Consider the following 17,066-nt stretch of genomic DNA (forward strand, 5'->3'; position numbering starts at 1 on the left):
TAATCCATTTCCCCACCAACCAGGAAAAGCTGTCAATCCATATAATTAAATGGATTGACGGCTTTTTAAATTGAACACTGTAAATCTTCAAAACTTGTCTATAACTTTTATTAATTCATTTTAAATTTGTAATCATTGTATAAAACCTTGATGAAAAACAAAAATTAATTTTGAAAACTTCAATTTAAGGTGGTGAAATCATGGACTACCCAACCATCCATACAAACTTTTGGGATGCAGTGATAGCCATTCCTACCATCATGATTCTTACTCAACTTATTAAGGTCATGTTTCATATTCATCCAAAATTCATCCCTGCCATCGCTTTTAAGTCTTGGCTTGTTCATTTCCATTTTCATCAGTCATCGTCATCACTTGGTTTCAGGAATTTTCATGGGCTGGTTTTATGGCTATGCAAGCATAGGCAATTATGCTGCACTCAAAACTGGTATTTTGTCTTATAGAGAATCCTATAAAGACGGGTTAAACCTATACAGGTTGTCTCTCGCTGCAATTCAGCAATCTTTTTATTAAACACTAACACTGATGTTAACATCCCATTACACACATCCAAAAAATCCCTTCTCAATTAAGAGAAGGGATCAATTTGTCGGGAAAAGTAAGTTATCCTTTATGTTTTTTACACTCCTGACTAGCCGAGCAGGCTTGCCAGACAGTCGGCGGAAAGGAAGCGGATTTTCTGCAATTGACTGGATCTTTTTTAAAAGAATAGACTGTAGGCAAACTTAGAATTTGTCTACAGTCTGATACCCTCTCAAAGAAGAGAAGGCATTTCACTATTTCTCAATATAGACCGAACGAATCAGCGTCCGGGTTCTTTCAGTACCATACACATTTTTTTCCTTGACATCTATTGTTACATTATAAACACCTGACTTAGGTACTTCTGGAAGGGTGCCAGTAAAATTTTCGGTATCCATTGCCTTAATTGAGCTTTTTTCACTAATTTCATTACCGGTTTCATCTATTAGATGAACCGAAAATGTTGTGCTGATTGGCCTTTTTTTATCTTTCATTGGGTTCTTTATTAAAAATTTTGCATCTTTTTGCTTAACTTTACCTGCCATACTTAATGTAATGGGATTCTTTTCGTTAAATTGTGCTGTGAACAGGTAGGCGTCTTTTGGCGATTTAGTCTTCATTCGCACTTTCCAATCACCAATTTCAAGGTTGTTTCTATTGAATGATTGGATGGTTACACCATTAAAAAAGGAAGTTTCATTTTTGGCTGAATGAACCTTTAAGGAAGGTGAATATTTTTTATTGGATGGAGAAATTAACTCAACCTCGACATCATTTGAGGCTGTATATATGTTTATATTGCCTGGGGCTGCTTCATTTACATGGAAGCTTTGTTCGATCCAGACATTTTGTTTCAGGGCATCACCCAGAACGGTTTGAGCGAGTGCGGTGGTAATGACATCATCTTCAACCCGTTCTTTATAATTGACATTATATTCAGGGATCCCCGCGGTGGAAGTGCTTCTTAAATATGGTTCAATTCTTGAAAATACAGCTGAGCCGACTCGTATATTGTCGTGATCAAAGTTGGGATCTGAAAATAAATGTGTTGCATAGGGTATTTTTGTACTCCATACATTCACTAGACCATCATTTTCCCCATATGAAGATAAATATTGTCCACCCATTGATAAGGCTGATAGAACCGGGCCTCTGTTCATGCCTGCCACAGTGAAATACATGTTTTTACGAGAATTAACATGGTTATCCGTGACAGAACGAAATTCCGCCATTTTACCAACTTGTAAAGAATAAGTTCCATCATCTTTTTGACCTAATAGGGAACCAAGCCAGCCCGCATACCAGCTATAAGCCAAATCAGCTAGGTGAGAACCATGATGAGGGGAAGCTAAAGTGATCACCCTTCCAACATATTGGTGTGCTCCATAGTGCACTAGAGCCGCTTGGGTATCTGGGCCCCCTTTGCTGTGAGCTATAATATTTACTTTTTCGCCCCCGAAATGTTTACTGATTTCTGCAAGCATTTGAGCTAAAAGCCTTCCATTAGCATATTGGCTCACTGATCCATTTCCAGCTGAATCATGAAGCTGAACAAAAACAGTTTGGTAGCCTGCTTCATACGCTTTGGTATACATATCATTGACACCATGATAATCCGTTTCACCGTACCAGCTGGTTGAACTGCCGTTTTTCCCTTGAACAAACACGATCGGTGGTTTCTTCGTATCAAGATTGGGAGGAATACTTCCAAGAAACCAATCCCCTGGACTGAAAGTTTCGGAAGGAGGCTTTAATTTTCCTGCTGAGGAAATGTCTGGCTTAGCCATAATTAATATGGTTAGAATGAGGACAAGAAAAACGACATAATTGATTACATTCCTTTTCAATTGTTATCTCCTCCAATATCATGTGGAATTTTTTCGAACTCATCCTATTATCAACGCCTCCTTCCAGGCCTTTCATAGCCTTCATAGTATATATTTGTACTTTTGCATACCATTACCTGCTATCTTCATAAAGATGGGAGAAAAAAACTAGAAGAATTCATAAAAAATGGAGATATAGTATGATGGTTTGCCTTCGATTCGTTTATGTATACAGTCATTTTCCATTTATGAAATTATCCTTATAGAGGAAATCCATATATCGAATGCTGTATGTTCACGAAGAAAAAGAGAATAAGCCCTTCTCCTGCAAAGGATATAGGGCTTGACTTTTTTATGATCATCCAAATATTATTCTTCGAATTTGCCACTGTCCAATTGCTCCTATTCATGGTGTTTTGAAGTCCATCCTATACATTAAGTAAATTGTTGAAAAAAATTCTTTCACAGCAATTGGCTGTCATTCATAGGGATCTCAGTATCAATCGTCTATTTGGATCTTTAACTCCTTAAAGCCCTTCCCTCAACCCCACATACGAGTATTTCACAATGAGAATTGGATAAATAATATCAGAGCTATGCTCTTTCTTCCGATTGTATAATTTGTTTATCTGATTTTCCTTTCCCCTTTTTTTCACCCCTCTTTCGATCATTACTTAAATCTTGCCCCAGGAATGGTTACTTTGTTGAAGAAATGTTGATAGTCTTGATCCTTTAACTACATTTGAAGTGTAGGTGAGGATCAAAAAAAATGATATCGTCGATCGAGAACCCTACACATTCAGCAAACAAATAAGCCTTATCGATTCGCAAAGGAATCTTATATTGCTCATAGTCAATGTAAGTCCTCTTGGCCATCTTCAGCACTTTAGCCATTTCTTCTTGTGTTAAACCTTTATACTTCCTCGCTTGTTTAAGTGTGAACTTAACGTTTGTCATATCTTGTCACCACCTATCTAAAAAAATAATATCACACTTGAAGTATAGTTACCAACAATTTTTCGCAAAATTCACGCACTTTAAGTTTACTCACTTTCACTCATGGTGTATATTCAAGTAAGAGGTGAAGAAATATGCACATTGGTGAACGGATTAAAATGTTAAGAAAAGAAAGAAAAATGACACAAGAAGATTTGGCAAATATATTAAAGGTGGCGCCAACGGCAGTATCAGCATGGGAATCCGGACGGAATAAACCTTTAATGGATAAATTGAGCATGATGTCCGCATGCTTTGAAATACCGCTATCCCACCTCATTGAAGGAGCACCTATCGTTAGAAATGCTCCTGGAATGGAATTTCTAAATGAAAAGAATGTAAGATTAATTGGAGTCTATGGCAATATTCCTGCTGGAGAGCCTAATTTTACCAGTGAATATATAGAAGCCTATATGCCGACATTAAATTCGATGCTAAAAACGAATAAAGAATATTTTTTCCTTAGAGTGAATGGCAATAGCATGAACAAAGAATTCAGTGACGGATCATTGATTCTCGTTGAAAAAACAACCTACGTTGATAAAGGAAAAATTGGAGTGGTCTTGGTAAATGGTCACGATGCTACGGTCAAAAAAGTGAATATCGCTGAAGAAAACATCACACTCACTCCCTGCAGCACGGATCCTTTTTATGAAGAAAAAACCTATAACATCAAAAATGATAGAGTCCGAATTTTAGGAAAAGTGGTTCAAGCCATTAAAATATACGATTAATATCCACTTAGAGTTTCTTTACGGAATATTACTTTAGTTCTCTTTGTTGACTGATACATATTAGGTACAAGCCATCATGGTTTGTGCTTTTTAGTATTGTTCTTTAAATATGTCTTTGCAAAAGATAAATATAAATTTGTGTCAGCCTATAAACAAAGGCATATTCGTTTTCCCCAGATTACTTATTTCATTGAGTGAATGTTTTTGGAACTATAAGCTTCCTAGGACTCTTATTTCAGTAAATTTCCCTTTCATGCAGAATGAATATAATTGTCTGTATTAGGCAAACAAATTATCATATTTTTATAATTCGGTTCACAACCTCATATAAGAATCTTATAATGGGATGATAAGCATTTGCCTCTGTAGCTCTAGAAGGGAAAAGCGCCGGAAAACATTTGTAGCCACCGGGTCGCAAGGTAAGGGTTTCAGAAGCACCGAAAAGCAAATACGCTGAGGCAGGTGGAATTCTTGCCGGTGAAAATTCGTAGGGAAGCGTGTTCTCCCCTAGCCTATGCTTACGAAAGGAGTGCGGGTTCGAATCCCGTCAGAGGCTTGTTTCCCGGAAAATGCGAGTATATATCAAATTCCACTTTTGCCTTCTGTGCAAATTTATTTATTTTTCCCTTTCACTTCCTCCGCTATTATCCAAGTTCTCATATAGGACATTAAAATGTACACGATTATTTTATTACATGCATATTCCTGAATGAGGAAAAGCCCCTCTCTTTTTGAGAAGGGCTGAGTTTGTAGACAAAAGAGGTTCTATCTAAAAGTTAAAACAAAGTTGATTGGAGCGGGTGTGCGAGACTCCTGCGGGAAAAGCGTGTCCGGGGGGGACCGCCCGCGGAAAGCGAGTGCCTGTAGTGGAAATCAACGTTCAAATTGTACAAACCCTAAAAAACTGTAGACAAACTCTTTTTGAGAAGGGCTTTCTGTGTGGTGTGCTTCTGGAAGTTAAAAATAATTTAACCAAGCAACAATTAATTATTCATTTAACCCGCAATTTCTGGTTTACTGTAATGGTGTACTGACTGTCAAGATCGTTCCAATCTTTAATTTGCTGAACCGTACTGCCATAAGCAATGCTTAAGGAGTATACGGTGTCACTACTAACGACTGTGTGGTATACAGCTGTATTTTTCCTTTTAAGATTGAAGCATTTAACTAAACCGTTTACATGTCCGCGAGCCAGTGATTCGATAAAGGATGTCGTTTTCAATTTGGCTGCGTCATTGACATTATCAATAAATCCATTTTCAGTCAGGAGTGCAGGCATGTCCGTTTCACGGAGCACATGTAAATCTCCTGTTTTTTGTCCTCTGTCTTGGATGTTGATAAGCTTCATGACCTCTGAATGAATATGATCTTGATACGTTTTCGTAATCTGATTAGTAGACGTATAAACGTAATCCTCATACCCAGTGCCGCCTCCGGCATTAATGTGGATGGAGAGATAAAAGTCGGCTCCCCACGCGTTCGCTGCATTCGTCCTATCGTTTAAAGAGGGGTAAGTATCTTGGTGCCTGCTCATTTTTACAGAAACGTTATTATATTCTATTAATAAGATGTCTTTGATTCGAGTTGCAATGGATAAAGTTAAATCCTTTTCTCTCAATCCATTCTCCACCGAGCCTGGATCCGTTCCGCCGTGGCCGGGATCAATAAATACTTTTACCATTTCTATCACCTCTATTAATCTTATGTTACGTATCAATAAATGCTTGTACACATAACTATCTGATTAAAGAAATTTCAAAAGAATTCATCTTCTCGGCTACAGGTCCAAAAAAAAATACACCCTAAAGGTGTTATGGCATTATATGATGACATTCGCCAAACGTACGGGAAATTTCTCCAAAAGCCTTCTTCCATTTTTATACTTTTCTATCAGGAATTATTGGGCATCTGTAAATAAAGTGATAGAAGGAGACAGAGAGATTAAAAAAGTCAACATTAACAAAAATACTCTAACAAAATGCTTGAATTTATTTAGTTATGGTTTGTTTTATTTAATTGTTCTGCACAATCTTTGATTGAGTCAATCACTATAGTTGGTTCTGATAATTGCGGAAAATGCCCACTTTTTTTTGCGACAATGTGTTTGCTGTTTCTTGACAATGAAAGCAATTCCAATTGATTCTCAAGTCGTTTTTTTCGAATTTCCTCTGGCATCATTCGATTTTCTTGTCCACCAGTAATGACAAATACAGGTATTTCGGGAAATGTATCAGTTTGCTGGATTTGATCAACAGTTTTTTTACAAAATTAACTTCATTGAATTGTTTATGCGAGGATAAGGAATCAAACACCTTGAACATCTTATTAATTGTTTTTATGGCCTTGCCTTGATATTCATTAAGGCTTATATCTTTCGTTGTACTGGATTCTAAAAAAACTATTCCCCCCACTTCATTTGGATAAAGTCGGGCATATAAATTAGCATATAGGCCGCCTAGCGAATGTCCGATCAATAAGTATGGAGGTTCAAACCCCACGATTGTTAATGCCTCACGTAAAGTGTTAACAATACTTTTCCCGTCTTGGCTTTCCTTCGGTTTATCGCTGCCAGCAACACCAAAGCGATTATAGGAAAATACAGATGCTGTTTCCGAAATTGCCGGTAGTATTTTCATCCAACCTTCTATCGGTCCAGAACCACCGTTAATCAAAACTATATTTGGTTTGCCTTTTCCACTAATATTATATTGTAACGTCCCTTTTGGTGTTTCCACTTTATATTTTTCTATTTTCAATGTCAGCGCATCTCACTTTGTTTAGATTACTCTACGTGTGTAACAAGCTATTGGTTTCATTTATTGAAGTTCTAACATAATGCTTTAATTTTCACGAAAGTTATCTGGAAACTTATCCTATAGCTTAAATTTTAAAAGGAGAGTTGTATGATGAATGAATATGGTAAGTTTGAACAATTGGTTCAAAAGTTTGATCAAGGTAGCAAGCTAATTCGCGCATGGGAATTGAAAGGCGGAATTTCTGCAGAGGTTACAGGCCTTGAAATATTACATCCTTCAGGGCGGATCATGAAAATGATCGTTCGTCAGCATGGTGATCCTGACCTAAAACGGAATCCAAATGTTGCAGCAGATGAACACAAGCTCTTAGGGATATTGAAAGCTGCAGGTTTGCCTGTACCGATGCCATATTACATCGAGCAATCGTGCGAGATTTTTTCCAAGCCATGCATACTTATCGAGTTTATTGAGGGAAAGTCAGAATTCACACCCTCAAATCTCAATGATCATATCTTACAATCGGCAATCAATCTAGCAAAAATCCATCGTGTTGATTATGCAAATCTATCTTTATCATTCCTGCCTAAATTAGAAAATACATATATTGAAATGTTAAATAATAACGATAGGGTAATCCTGGACGAAACATTAAATCTGAGCTTGATTAGAGATTTATTAAAATATTTCACGCCTTTACCATCCATGAATAAGGAAGTGATCCTTCATGGTGATTATTGGCCAGGAAATCTATTATGGAAAGAGGATAAACTAGTTTCCATAATTGATTGGGAAGATTCAGGCTTAGGAGACCCATTGGCTGACCTTGCCAATAGTCAACTTGAAATCTTTTATCATTTTGGAATGCAAGCAATGAATGACTTCACCAATCAATATAAAACCCTGATGCCTGAGGTGAATTTTACAAACTTACCCGACTGGCAATTATTTGCCGCATTACGGTTATCTACATTTCCTGAATGGGGCTTGGAAAAGAGCAAAGAAAATAACTGGCGAAAAAGACACAAGTCATTTGTTCGTCAAGCGATTAACCGAATTCGTTTAAATTAATGCTTAATCAATTTTATAAAAATGAGTGAAAGATCTTATGCCCAGGATATTTTTGATAAAGGCATTTATACTAGTCCCTTTATCATTTATTTTCATAAACTAATAATGACTTTCAAAAAAAATCCAGGAGGTGTTTAAATGTATAATAAACCCTGGGGGCTTCCGAAAGGCGGTCAATATCCACGACAATATTGCCCACCTCACAGAATGCCTACTCAGTATAATCCACCACAAATCTCCCCAGAAAAGCAATATGTTAAAACCAATGTCATCAACACGGTGATTCCGGTTTTTCACCCGACACATACAACTACCGTGAATAAACACTTCAACACATATATACCGCATACCCGAAGTATCGTGAAAGAGTGTTATTCCCAAAGCTTTATTTGTGGAGTTCCTCAACCCCCTAGTTATTCAAGGAGAATGTTAAGATATTAATTTAAAAAACCCCAATTCGGGGTTTTTATTAATTCCTTCCTCCATCCTTTGAATAATGAGTGTCAAAGGATTTACAACTGTCTAAATGCAAACTCCCTATATTTTTTAAAGTGTTGTTTTTGATAAAACTCTTTTGCAGCTTTGTTTTCAAACCAATAATCCAGTTCAATTAAATCTATATCATTCTTTTTGGCAATTTCATAGACCTCATTCATTAGTATTTTACCGTAACCTTTTTTGGTTTGATTTTCAACGACACTAAGCTGATGCACATATACTGATTTATACGCATTTTTAAAAGCACTTTCTGGATAGTTTTTAATTTCAATCCATACGTAACCGATCGGTTCTTCATGTTCTTTTAAAACGAGAAAAACAAAACTGTTATTTTCAACCAAACTTTTGAAAGATTCTTTCATTGCACTATAATTATATTCCTTAAAATACTTAGGATATAGTTTTGCATGCAGATTGTGAACATTTCTATTTAATTTTGCAATTACTTCATAATCCCTGGTTTGACTAACATACATAATTATCCCCCTGTCTAAATCCTGTGAATTTCCAAATACCAGTAATGTCCACATTCAAAGTACAATTATTTATATAGGCCAGTCAATAGCCGTAAAGAAGAATCCCATTCCTAAAGAGGCAGGCAAAGTTCTTTTTTCATTCTGGGTAAAAAAAAGACGCGAATTTCCTTAACATACTGGAAGGTGATGATCATGACTTACCCTCTTTTTATTGTGACTGGTATTAGTGGCTCAGGTAAATCAGCAACTTCACTGGAATTGCAGAAAATCATGGTGGATTTCAATGTATTTGATATGGATCTTATCGTTAACAATGACGACTATCAAACAGCATGTGATAATTGGTTGAAAGTTGCCTATTATAGTGCTTATTCCGGACGTAATTCCGTATTATTCGGCAATGTACCCGATCCATATAATGTTGAAATTTGCGACCATTTCCCTTTATTTAATCCAGTTTATTACCTACATCTTTATTGTAACGGTGAAGCTCGTTCACAACGATTATCGGCTCGTGGCAAATGGACGGCTGACAGCATTAATTATATGAATGAACTATCTGAGAAGTTAGTTCAAGAAGCCAAAACATCAGTTCCACCAATACCTACTTTAGACACTTCTACCACTTCGCCGCCCCAAGTCGCCAAGTTAATTAAACAATGGATAATGGAGAAGCTTGCCTAAATAAAGGAACATTATTTTTATAAATGCAGATATGGAGCTTTCTGATGAAATACGTACGTTTATTCCGAAATCCACTCTTGTCTGCTGCTGGCTTTCTTAGCCAAATAAACGTTCCGGTATAACCAAAGCCTTTTTGTTTAGCTTTTGATTTAAGGGTCGTAGTTGAAGAAGTAGTAAAAAGGGATCTTCATATAGAAAATCCCTTTTTACACCCCGATAACATCTGTTCAAATTAACTAGCTTTGTATAGAGTATGCACTAAATTGGGATACCTAAATTGTTGGGAACGTGATCTATTCTCCGCAGAGTGGGAATCCTAATCCTATTAAAGCTGTTGCTAATAGAGATGAAATACGGATTCTAAGTGTAGCTACATCATCAATTTCAGTGACTAAAAAGAATTGACTATTAACTTCTAAAATACAAGGTGATTTCATTCATTCTTCCCCCTTTCTATCAAAAGATAAAATAGTATGAAAAATATATTAAAGTGTAATAGTTTAATAGTTTGATTTTCAGAGGAAAGAATATTTGATTACTATTTTAATTGCCCTAGGGGATTTCTTTTGTAGGTTAGAAGAGCCCTTATTTCATTCGGGGACACTCTATTGGCGGTCAAGGTATCCTTCTTGTAGCGTTCCTTACTGGTCATAGGAAAATAAATCCTACTGAAAAACGAATTGTGGGTATTTAGCTATTGTTGGATCACATTTTTATAATATATTCTATCGAGGTATGTTTTGAAATAAATAATGTATATACAGAGGTTTTTTCGATAGCGCTCAAGCAGCTATATTGCCGAATAACTATTTATTTATTTCATATTGAATCCCGAGGAAAATAATCCTGAATTGGTTCGCCTATCCTTCACTGTTAAGGATACAGGAATCGGTATCCCCACTGACAAAATCGACAGGTTGTTTCATTCTTTCAATCATCCGAAAGGACTTTCCATTTGCAAACGATTGACGGAATTGATGGGTCCAGTCAAAAAGGTTCTACCTTTGCCTTCGAAATTGATTTGCCGGCTTTAAAACAAGAATGAAAACCGTTATTTCAATCTATATAAATACAATGGGCCCAGACTTTTCTGGGCCTCTTTTTTATGGTGAATGCATTTGGCATTACCCCACTATCCATAACACCCATCCTTGTTTTTTTATTAATCAGCTGTTGCCGTTCACCCTGTTATTCGTTTTTTTTATAGCCTTTGTTCTTTAATATCTTCTCACTGGTGATATAAAGATGACGATAGGAGGAATTATCGCTTGGCTCGATTAAGACAGGTCTCATTGGACCGCCAAAACTTAGCTTTACCTCTTTTTCCTTTATCGCTTTTAAGGCATCCAATAAAAAACTTCCATCCAGTGATATACTTAACCCCGCATCACCTCTGATTGCCTTGATGCTTTGCGTTTCTTCAATTTTCCCTAATTCCGTTGAGTTAGAAGATATCCTTAGCTTACTATTGTCCAGAATTTCTAAATGTACATTGTTATTTTTCCATTCACTTGCAAAAAGACAGGCCCTATCAATACCCCTTAACAGTGTTTTCGTATCCAAGGTGATGATCGTTTTCAAATCTTTTGGCAGCAATCCTGATACATTCGGATAATTACCTTCAATCAGCCTAGAAAAAAGTGAGAAATTATTTGATTTAAAGACGATATAGCTTTTTGTGATGAAAATATGTATGATACCCGCTTCATCATTAATTAACTTGGTTAATTCATTAAGGCTTTTACTTGGGACGATGAAAGACCCATTCACCTTCGATTCCAACGGAAGTTCTCTTAACGCTAAACGATGGGAATTTGTTGCAACACAAGAAAGGCTGTTTTCTTTGATTGACAAATTGACTCCTGTCAGGGAAGGTCTTGCCTCGCTTTTAGAAACGGCAAACGCAGTCTGTTTTATGATTTCCAATAGTTCAGCACTTGGGATATTAAAATAACAAGCTCCATCTATTTGTGGAAGATTTGGGTATTCCCCGGAATGTAATCCCATTACATTCATTACTATTTCATTTGATTTAATAGTAACTGATTGATCTTCATTCAGCTTAACATGGATGACATCAGATAATTTTTTAACGATTTCACTTAAATATTTTGCCGATAAAACAACCGTGCCCCTTTCATGAACCTCCAATTCCTTTACACCATCAATCGTTAAAGGAATGGTTTTTTCAATGACAATATCGGAATTACTACCAAGAAGGGTTAAGCAATCGTCATTAGCCACTATCTTTATTCCTGATAAAATGGGTATAGGTGTTTATATGGAAACGGCATGGCTGACATCTGAAATCGCCTTATTGAAGCATTCTTTGTTTATTATAAATTCCATGAAATAAGTTCACCCCAATATAATCGTTAAAGGAATAATTCGACAAAATCCCTAAAAATCCCTGTTCACCCTTCTTATATGTTGCTATCAGGTTCGAAGAAGTGGCTTATTGTATCACTTTCAGCCTAATATTGAGCGTGAACTGCAGTGACAGAAAATATGAAACTGACTATAGGTGGTATTAGTTTAATATGAGTCCTTTAGATGATAAGATTCTTGGGGGAAGTGATTGAATATAGATTAATATTTAGGAGGAGTTCATCTTGAATCCTTATGCATTTTTGGCAATAGCCATCCTAAGTGAAGTGTTTGGCAGTTCGATGTTAAAAGTATCAAACGGGTTTAAAAGGTTATTCCCTTCCATTGGTGTGGTAATTGGAATGGGTTTGGCTTTTTATTGCCTATCGTTATCATTAATAACCATACCGCTTGGAACGGCTTATGCCATTTGGTCGGGAATAGGCACTGCTTTAACTGCTTTAGTGGGAGTTATCGTTTATAAAGAAAGCTTTAACGTTAAAAAATTTTTAGGTTTAGTCCTGATCATTGGAGGAGTGGTTGTTTTGAAACTCTCTAGTGGAGGCACTTCTTAACAATTTAGTAATCGGAGGTAATAATATGAAAGGATACATAGCCTTAGGAATATCAATCATAAGCGAAGTATTTGGTACGACCATGCTTAAGCTGTCTGAAGGCTTCACACATTTATACGCTTCATTTGGAGTTATAATTGGGTTTGGCATTGCATTTTATAGCTTATCTTTATGTCTTAAAACAATTCCGTTAAGCTTAGCATATGCCATTTGGTCAGGAATAGGCACAGCTTTAACGGCATTGATCGGCGTACTATTATGGAATGAGCCATTTAGTATCACTACATTAGGCGGCTTAGTATTAATCATTGGCGGAGTGATTTTACTTAATGCTTCCCATACCACTAAACAAGCGGAAGGAGAGTCAAACTAAGTTTGACTCTCCTCCTCTCCCAGCTCGTTCAAAAATAAAAATGTCTTCAAAGCCCGCCACGGCGGCGTTCTCATTTTGAATGGGACTGAACTTTCAAGAGTCAGTCCTTCATTTCATTTCTTCCTTATCTCACCAAGTCCTTCGTGCAAAGTCAGTGAACTTGAATTTATCGGGTCTATGCCTGGATTCGCTATATTGAAACAAGCTTCCATCGATTAAATGGACCGTACTTTTCACAACTGCCACCATATCGAAGTCTTCAATGTCCAATAATTGTTTATCTTCCTCACTGCATGGCTCCACGGTAATTTCCTTGTTGGAAAAACCAATCTGGAGCCCGAGTTCCTTTTCGATATATCCATAAATAGAATCCTCACAAATTTCCTTGGTCAGGTTAGTAACGAACTCGCTTTTGAAATAGTCTTTGTCCAGTATGATTTTCTTCCCATTGATTTGGCGTACACGGAACACCTTCCACATTTTACCATCATCAGTTAAGTCTAGAAGCTTGGCCATGTTAGAGTCGGGGGTCTCAAGCTCCAACTTGTGGATGATCGTTTTGGAATGCAAATTCAACTTTTCCACCATTTCTTTATAGGAAATCAACCCTGCTACAGGAAAATTAAATTTGCTGAAATCCAAGACAAAGGAACCCTTGCCTTTGATTTTATGGATATATCCATTTTGTTCAAGCAACTGTAAGGATTTTCTCACAGTATCCCTGGATATATCATACTCTTCCATGAAGCTGCTTTCGGAAGGAAGCTTTGAATTTGTCGGAAAGGTTCCTTCTTCAATTTTTGAAACGATATCACCATATAGCGATAGATATTTGCTGTTCATTTCATCACCACAATATATTTTTCTTAGTCTGCTACTCGTCCTTTTTCAACAAATAGACAACCGATTCATAGGGACGAAGGATAAAATCACCTGCAAGTTCTTTCGAATCGATATAGTTTGAGAGAAGGAGCTCTGAGTTGTATCCGGATAGGTCTATATCCTTTGGAATCTCGAAGGACGCTTCTTTTGCATAAAAGTTATTGATGACCAAAAGTTTCTCGACTTCATAACTGCGTACATAGGCGAACATTTGGTCATGGTCGCCAAGAATTTCCTGATAGTCCCCATATGCAATGATATCATGTTTCTTGCGTAAGAATATAAGTTTTTGGTAATGATGAAAAATGGAATCCTGATCCTTCAGTGCGTGTTCAGCATTGATGATTTTGGCATTATCAGGCACTGCAATCCATGGAGTCCCTTTTGTAAAGCCTGCATGTTCCGCATTTTCCCACTGCATGGGAGTTCTCGAGTTATCACGGGATTTAGCTTGAAGGATTTCGATTATTTCCTTTTCATCCTTGCCTGCCTCTTTTAAAATATTGTAATAATTAATCGATTCCACGTCCCGATATTGTTCAATTTCATTGAATATCGGGTTGGTCATACCTATTTCCTCCCCTTGATAAATATAAGGGGTTCCCCTAAGCATATGAATGGCTGTTGCCAGCATCTTGGCCGATTCCTTGTGATATTCTTGATCATTCCCAAACCTGGATACGATCCTCGGCTGGTCATGGTTGCACCAGAACAGGGCATTCCATCCATTTCCTTCTTGCATCCCATATTGCCAGCTGCTTAGAATCTCCTTTAACTGCCTGAAGTCAAAATCTGCAAGTGACCACTTTTCCCCATCCTTATAATCCACCTTTAGATGATGGAAACTGAATACCATGGACAGCTCCTTTTCAACTGGAGATGAATATTTGATGCAATGGTCAATGGTCGTCGATGACATTTCCCCTACCGTCATCACCTCTTCATCCTTCCCGAAAGTTTCTTCATTCATCTCTTTTAGGAATTGATGAATCTTGGGACCGTCTGTATAAAAGCATCGTCCATCTCCATCTTTGTCATTTTCATAGATGTCAGGTTTCGAAATAAGATTGATGACATCCAAACGGAATCCTTTGACACCTTTATCCAGCCAGAAGTTTACTACATTGAAGATTTCCTGCCTCACTCTGGGATTTTCCCAATTAAGGTCAGCTTGTGTCCGATCGAACAAATGGAGGTAGTATTCATCATGTTCCGCTACATATTCCCATGCAGGGCCTCCGAATTTCGAAATCCAATTCGTAGGGGGCTCTCCATTTTTCGATTTCTTGAAAATATAATAGTCCTTATATTCTTGCTCTCCATCCAATGCTCTTTGGAACCATTCATGCTCTGTTGATGTATGGTTGAATACCATATCCAGCATGATTTGGATATCCCGCGAATTAGCCTCCTTCACCAATCTTTCGAAATCATCCATCGTCCCAAAAACAGGATCAATGGATGTATAATCCGCTACATCATATCCATTATCATTTTGAGGTGAACGATAAAAAGGGGTCAGCCAAATATAATCCACTCCCAGTATACTCAAATAATCAAGTTTTTCTATCACACCATTTATGTCCCCGATGCCGTCACCGTTCGAGTCCTTAAATGACTTCGGATAAATTTGATAGATCGTACTATTTTTAAAATCCTTCATTGTAATTCCTCCCCTGCTATCCCTGATGTATCTTTTGCCAGTATGGTAAAAAAAGAGGGAGAATGCTCTCCCTCCGCGTTATTAAGCATTTAATTTCGTTGTTTTCGTTCTTGTTTTCAAGTTCATATTAGGACGCTTGGAGAATGCTATAGTCAAAATGAATGGCACAACGAATGCAACCAGCATCGCGAGTGCAAACATTCCCATATGCTGCGGCTGGATGGATAGGATACCTGGAATCCCTCCAACACCGATGGAATTTGCCATTACGCCAGATCCGACTGAAACGATGCCTGCGAAAAGTGAACCGATCATACCCGCTAAGAACGGAAAGCCGTATTTCAGGTTAATTCCGAACATGGCTGGCTCGGTTACACCGAGATAACATGAAATCGTGGCGGGTATGGAAACCTGTCTTTCCTCCTGGTCTTTTCTGTTGATGTAAATCATTGCTAGCACTGCCGTACCTTGTGCAATATTGGATAATGCGATCATTGGCCATAGGTTCGTACCGCCAAGTTCACTCATAAGCTGAAGATCGATTGCGTTGGTCATATGATGCAGGCCTGTGATGACAAGCGGTGCATAGGCAAAGCCGAAAACGGCAGCAAATAGCCAGCCAACTGATGAAGTCAATCCGGAATATACAACCGTAGAAATGACAGAACCGATTTTCCAGCCTATAGGCCCCAAAATGGTATGGGCAATGATTACAGTTGGAAGTAAAGCGAAAAATGGAACGACGATCATGGAAATGGAATTGTGCACTTTATCTCTTAAGAACCGTTCTAAATACGCCAAGACGAACCCTGCAAGTATCGCTGGGATGACTTGTGCCTGGTAGCCGATCATATCGACTTGGGCAAAACCGAAATCCCAAAAAGGTATGTCACTTGCCTTTGTGTTTGCCACTGCATATGCATTAAGAAGCTGTGGGGAAACCAGGGTCAAACCAAGGACGATGCCGAGAATTTGAGTCGTGCCCATTTTCTTCGAGATCGACCATGTAATCCCAACAGGAAGAAAATGAAAAATAGCTTCACCTATCAGCCAAAGGAAGGCGTGTACCCCTGCCCAAAATTGTGAAATATCCACAAGGGTCTTTGTGCTGTCATCGAACATTTTTATATCCCCAATGATATTGCGGAAACCAAGTATGAGTCCGCCAACGACTATGGCAGGAATTAGCGGGGTGAAAATATCCGCAAGATGTGCAATCATACGCTGCAGCCAGCTCATATTCTGTTTTGCTGCATTTTTCACATCTTCTTTTGACGCTTCCTGAAGTCCAGCTATGGAAACGAATTCATTATAAAACGATGATACTTCGTTCCCGATTATGACCTGGAACTGGCCAGCTTGTGTAAATGTTCCTTTCACAAGCTTAATCGATTCGATATTCGTTACATCCGCCTTGGCGGGATCTTTCAACGCAAAACGCATTCTTGTCGCACAATGCGTAACCGTCGCAATATTTTCTTTCCCTCCGACATGTTGGAGCAAATCCGTTGCTGGTTCTGTGTATTTACCCATTTCACTACTTCCTTTCCCTAGAAAGCAAAATATAGTTGTTTTTATAACCTGTACGTATAGGTTCTGTATACGCTTTCATATTATCCTGTACG

The 17,066-nt window shown here is 37.7% G+C and carries 18 protein-coding genes and 1 pseudogene; 8 read left to right on the top strand and 11 right to left on the bottom strand.

The window, feature by feature from the left end; all coding sequences use genetic code 11:
* Positions 1-200: 200 nt before the first annotated feature.
* Positions 201-534: pseudogene (locus V3595_RS08425) on the top strand (hypothetical protein).
* A 263-nt stretch (positions 535-797) separates the two neighbouring features.
* Here the strand turns inward: V3595_RS08425 and V3595_RS08430 are convergent.
* Together V3595_RS08430 and V3595_RS08435 are read right to left on the bottom strand one after the other, a co-directional pair.
* Entirely contained in the window at positions 798-2,330 is a 1,533-nt protein-coding gene (locus V3595_RS08430; RefSeq protein WP_485906792.1) for an esterase/lipase family protein, read from the bottom strand.
* Positions 2,331-3,101: 771 nt separating this feature from the next.
* Positions 3,102-3,326 (bottom strand): helix-turn-helix transcriptional regulator, encoded by a 225-nt coding sequence (locus V3595_RS08435; RefSeq protein WP_101221641.1) that lies wholly within the window; start codon positions 3,324-3,326, stop codon positions 3,102-3,104.
* A gap of 134 nt (positions 3,327-3,460) precedes the next feature.
* Here V3595_RS08435 and V3595_RS08440 point away from each other — a divergent pair, with 134 nt between their 5' ends.
* On the top strand, positions 3,461-4,099 hold the full coding sequence (locus V3595_RS08440) for a LexA family protein (RefSeq protein ID WP_485906528.1): 639 nt from the start codon (positions 3,461-3,463) through the stop codon (positions 4,097-4,099).
* Positions 4,100-5,090: 991 nt separating this feature from the next.
* On the opposite strand, the gene V3595_RS08445 is transcribed toward V3595_RS08440, so the two are convergent.
* The 3 genes from V3595_RS08445 to V3595_RS08455 form a co-directional block, all read right to left on the bottom strand.
* A complete protein-coding gene (locus tag V3595_RS08445) occupies positions 5,091-5,780 on the bottom strand; it encodes an N-acetylmuramoyl-L-alanine amidase family protein (RefSeq protein ID WP_485906530.1) in 690 nt (229 codons plus the stop codon).
* A 311-nt stretch (positions 5,781-6,091) separates the two neighbouring features.
* The gene (locus V3595_RS08450) at positions 6,092-6,274 is read right to left on the bottom strand and encodes a hypothetical protein (protein ID WP_485906532.1); all 183 of its coding nucleotides are present in this window, start codon (positions 6,272-6,274) and stop codon (positions 6,092-6,094) included.
* Positions 6,274-6,855: an alpha/beta fold hydrolase gene (locus V3595_RS08455; protein ID WP_485906534.1), complete on the bottom strand. Its 582-nt coding sequence runs from the start codon at positions 6,853-6,855 to the stop codon at positions 6,274-6,276. The genes V3595_RS08450 and V3595_RS08455 overlap by 1 nt, the downstream gene beginning before the upstream one ends.
* A 150-nt stretch (positions 6,856-7,005) precedes the next feature.
* Between V3595_RS08455 and V3595_RS08460 the strand changes: the two genes are divergently transcribed.
* Positions 7,006-7,923 carry an aminoglycoside phosphotransferase family protein gene (locus tag V3595_RS08460; RefSeq protein ID WP_485906536.1) on the top strand — a complete coding sequence of 306 codons (918 nt, stop codon included), beginning with the start codon at positions 7,006-7,008 and terminating at the stop codon, positions 7,921-7,923.
* A 207-nt stretch (positions 7,924-8,130) separates the two neighbouring features.
* A complete protein-coding gene (locus V3595_RS08465; protein WP_485906794.1) occupies positions 8,131-8,364 on the top strand; it encodes a CotD family spore coat protein in 234 nt (77 codons plus the stop codon).
* A gap of 71 nt (positions 8,365-8,435) precedes the next feature.
* Here V3595_RS08465 and V3595_RS08470 read toward each other — a convergent pair whose 3' ends face one another.
* Positions 8,436-8,897: a GNAT family N-acetyltransferase gene (locus V3595_RS08470; RefSeq protein WP_485906538.1), complete on the bottom strand. Its 462-nt coding sequence runs from the start codon at positions 8,895-8,897 to the stop codon at positions 8,436-8,438.
* Between the two features lie 186 nt (positions 8,898-9,083).
* Between V3595_RS08470 and V3595_RS08475 the strand changes: the two genes are divergently transcribed.
* Positions 9,084-9,581, top strand: a complete 498-nt coding sequence (locus V3595_RS08475) for a DEAD/DEAH box helicase family protein (protein WP_485906539.1) — start codon at positions 9,084-9,086, stop codon at positions 9,579-9,581.
* Positions 9,582-9,874: 293 nt separating this feature from the next.
* Here V3595_RS08475 and V3595_RS08480 read toward each other — a convergent pair whose 3' ends face one another.
* Positions 9,875-10,018: a DUF3956 family protein gene (locus tag V3595_RS08480; RefSeq protein ID WP_485906540.1), complete on the bottom strand. Its 144-nt coding sequence runs from the start codon at positions 10,016-10,018 to the stop codon at positions 9,875-9,877.
* Between the two features lie 387 nt (positions 10,019-10,405).
* Between V3595_RS08480 and V3595_RS08485 the strand changes: the two genes are divergently transcribed.
* Positions 10,406-10,615 (top strand): ATP-binding protein, encoded by a 210-nt coding sequence (locus V3595_RS08485; protein ID WP_485906542.1) that lies wholly within the window; start codon positions 10,406-10,408, stop codon positions 10,613-10,615.
* A gap of 154 nt (positions 10,616-10,769) precedes the next feature.
* On the opposite strand, the gene dnaN is transcribed toward V3595_RS08485, so the two are convergent.
* Positions 10,770-11,825 (bottom strand): DNA polymerase III subunit beta, encoded by a 1,056-nt coding sequence (dnaN, locus tag V3595_RS08490; protein WP_485906544.1) that lies wholly within the window; start codon positions 11,823-11,825, stop codon positions 10,770-10,772.
* Between the two features lie 368 nt (positions 11,826-12,193).
* On the opposite strand from dnaN, the gene V3595_RS08495 reads away from it, so the two are divergent.
* Positions 12,194-12,523, top strand: a complete 330-nt coding sequence (locus tag V3595_RS08495; RefSeq protein ID WP_101221634.1) for a DMT family transporter — start codon at positions 12,194-12,196, stop codon at positions 12,521-12,523.
* Positions 12,524-12,548: 25 nt separating this feature from the next.
* Complete coding sequence (locus V3595_RS08500) at positions 12,549-12,896, top strand: DMT family transporter (RefSeq protein ID WP_485906546.1); 348 nt, start codon at positions 12,549-12,551, stop codon at positions 12,894-12,896.
* A gap of 129 nt (positions 12,897-13,025) precedes the next feature.
* Here V3595_RS08500 and treR read toward each other — a convergent pair whose 3' ends face one another.
* The 3 genes from treR to treP form a co-directional block, all read right to left on the bottom strand.
* Entirely contained in the window at positions 13,026-13,739 is a 714-nt protein-coding gene (gene treR / locus V3595_RS08505; protein ID WP_485906547.1) for a trehalose operon repressor, read from the bottom strand.
* Positions 13,740-13,770: 31 nt separating this feature from the next.
* Positions 13,771-15,441: an alpha,alpha-phosphotrehalase gene (gene treC / locus V3595_RS08510; RefSeq protein WP_485906548.1), complete on the bottom strand. Its 1,671-nt coding sequence runs from the start codon at positions 15,439-15,441 to the stop codon at positions 13,771-13,773.
* An 81-nt stretch (positions 15,442-15,522) separates the two neighbouring features.
* Entirely contained in the window at positions 15,523-16,974 is a 1,452-nt protein-coding gene (gene treP / locus V3595_RS08515) for a PTS system trehalose-specific EIIBC component (RefSeq protein ID WP_101221630.1), read from the bottom strand.
* Between the last annotated feature and the right edge of the window lie 92 nt (positions 16,975-17,066).

It is taken from the genome of Bacillus sp. CFBP9009, assembly GCF_036541465.1.
Lineage (GTDB): Bacteria > Bacillota > Bacilli > Bacillales > DSM-1321 > Peribacillus.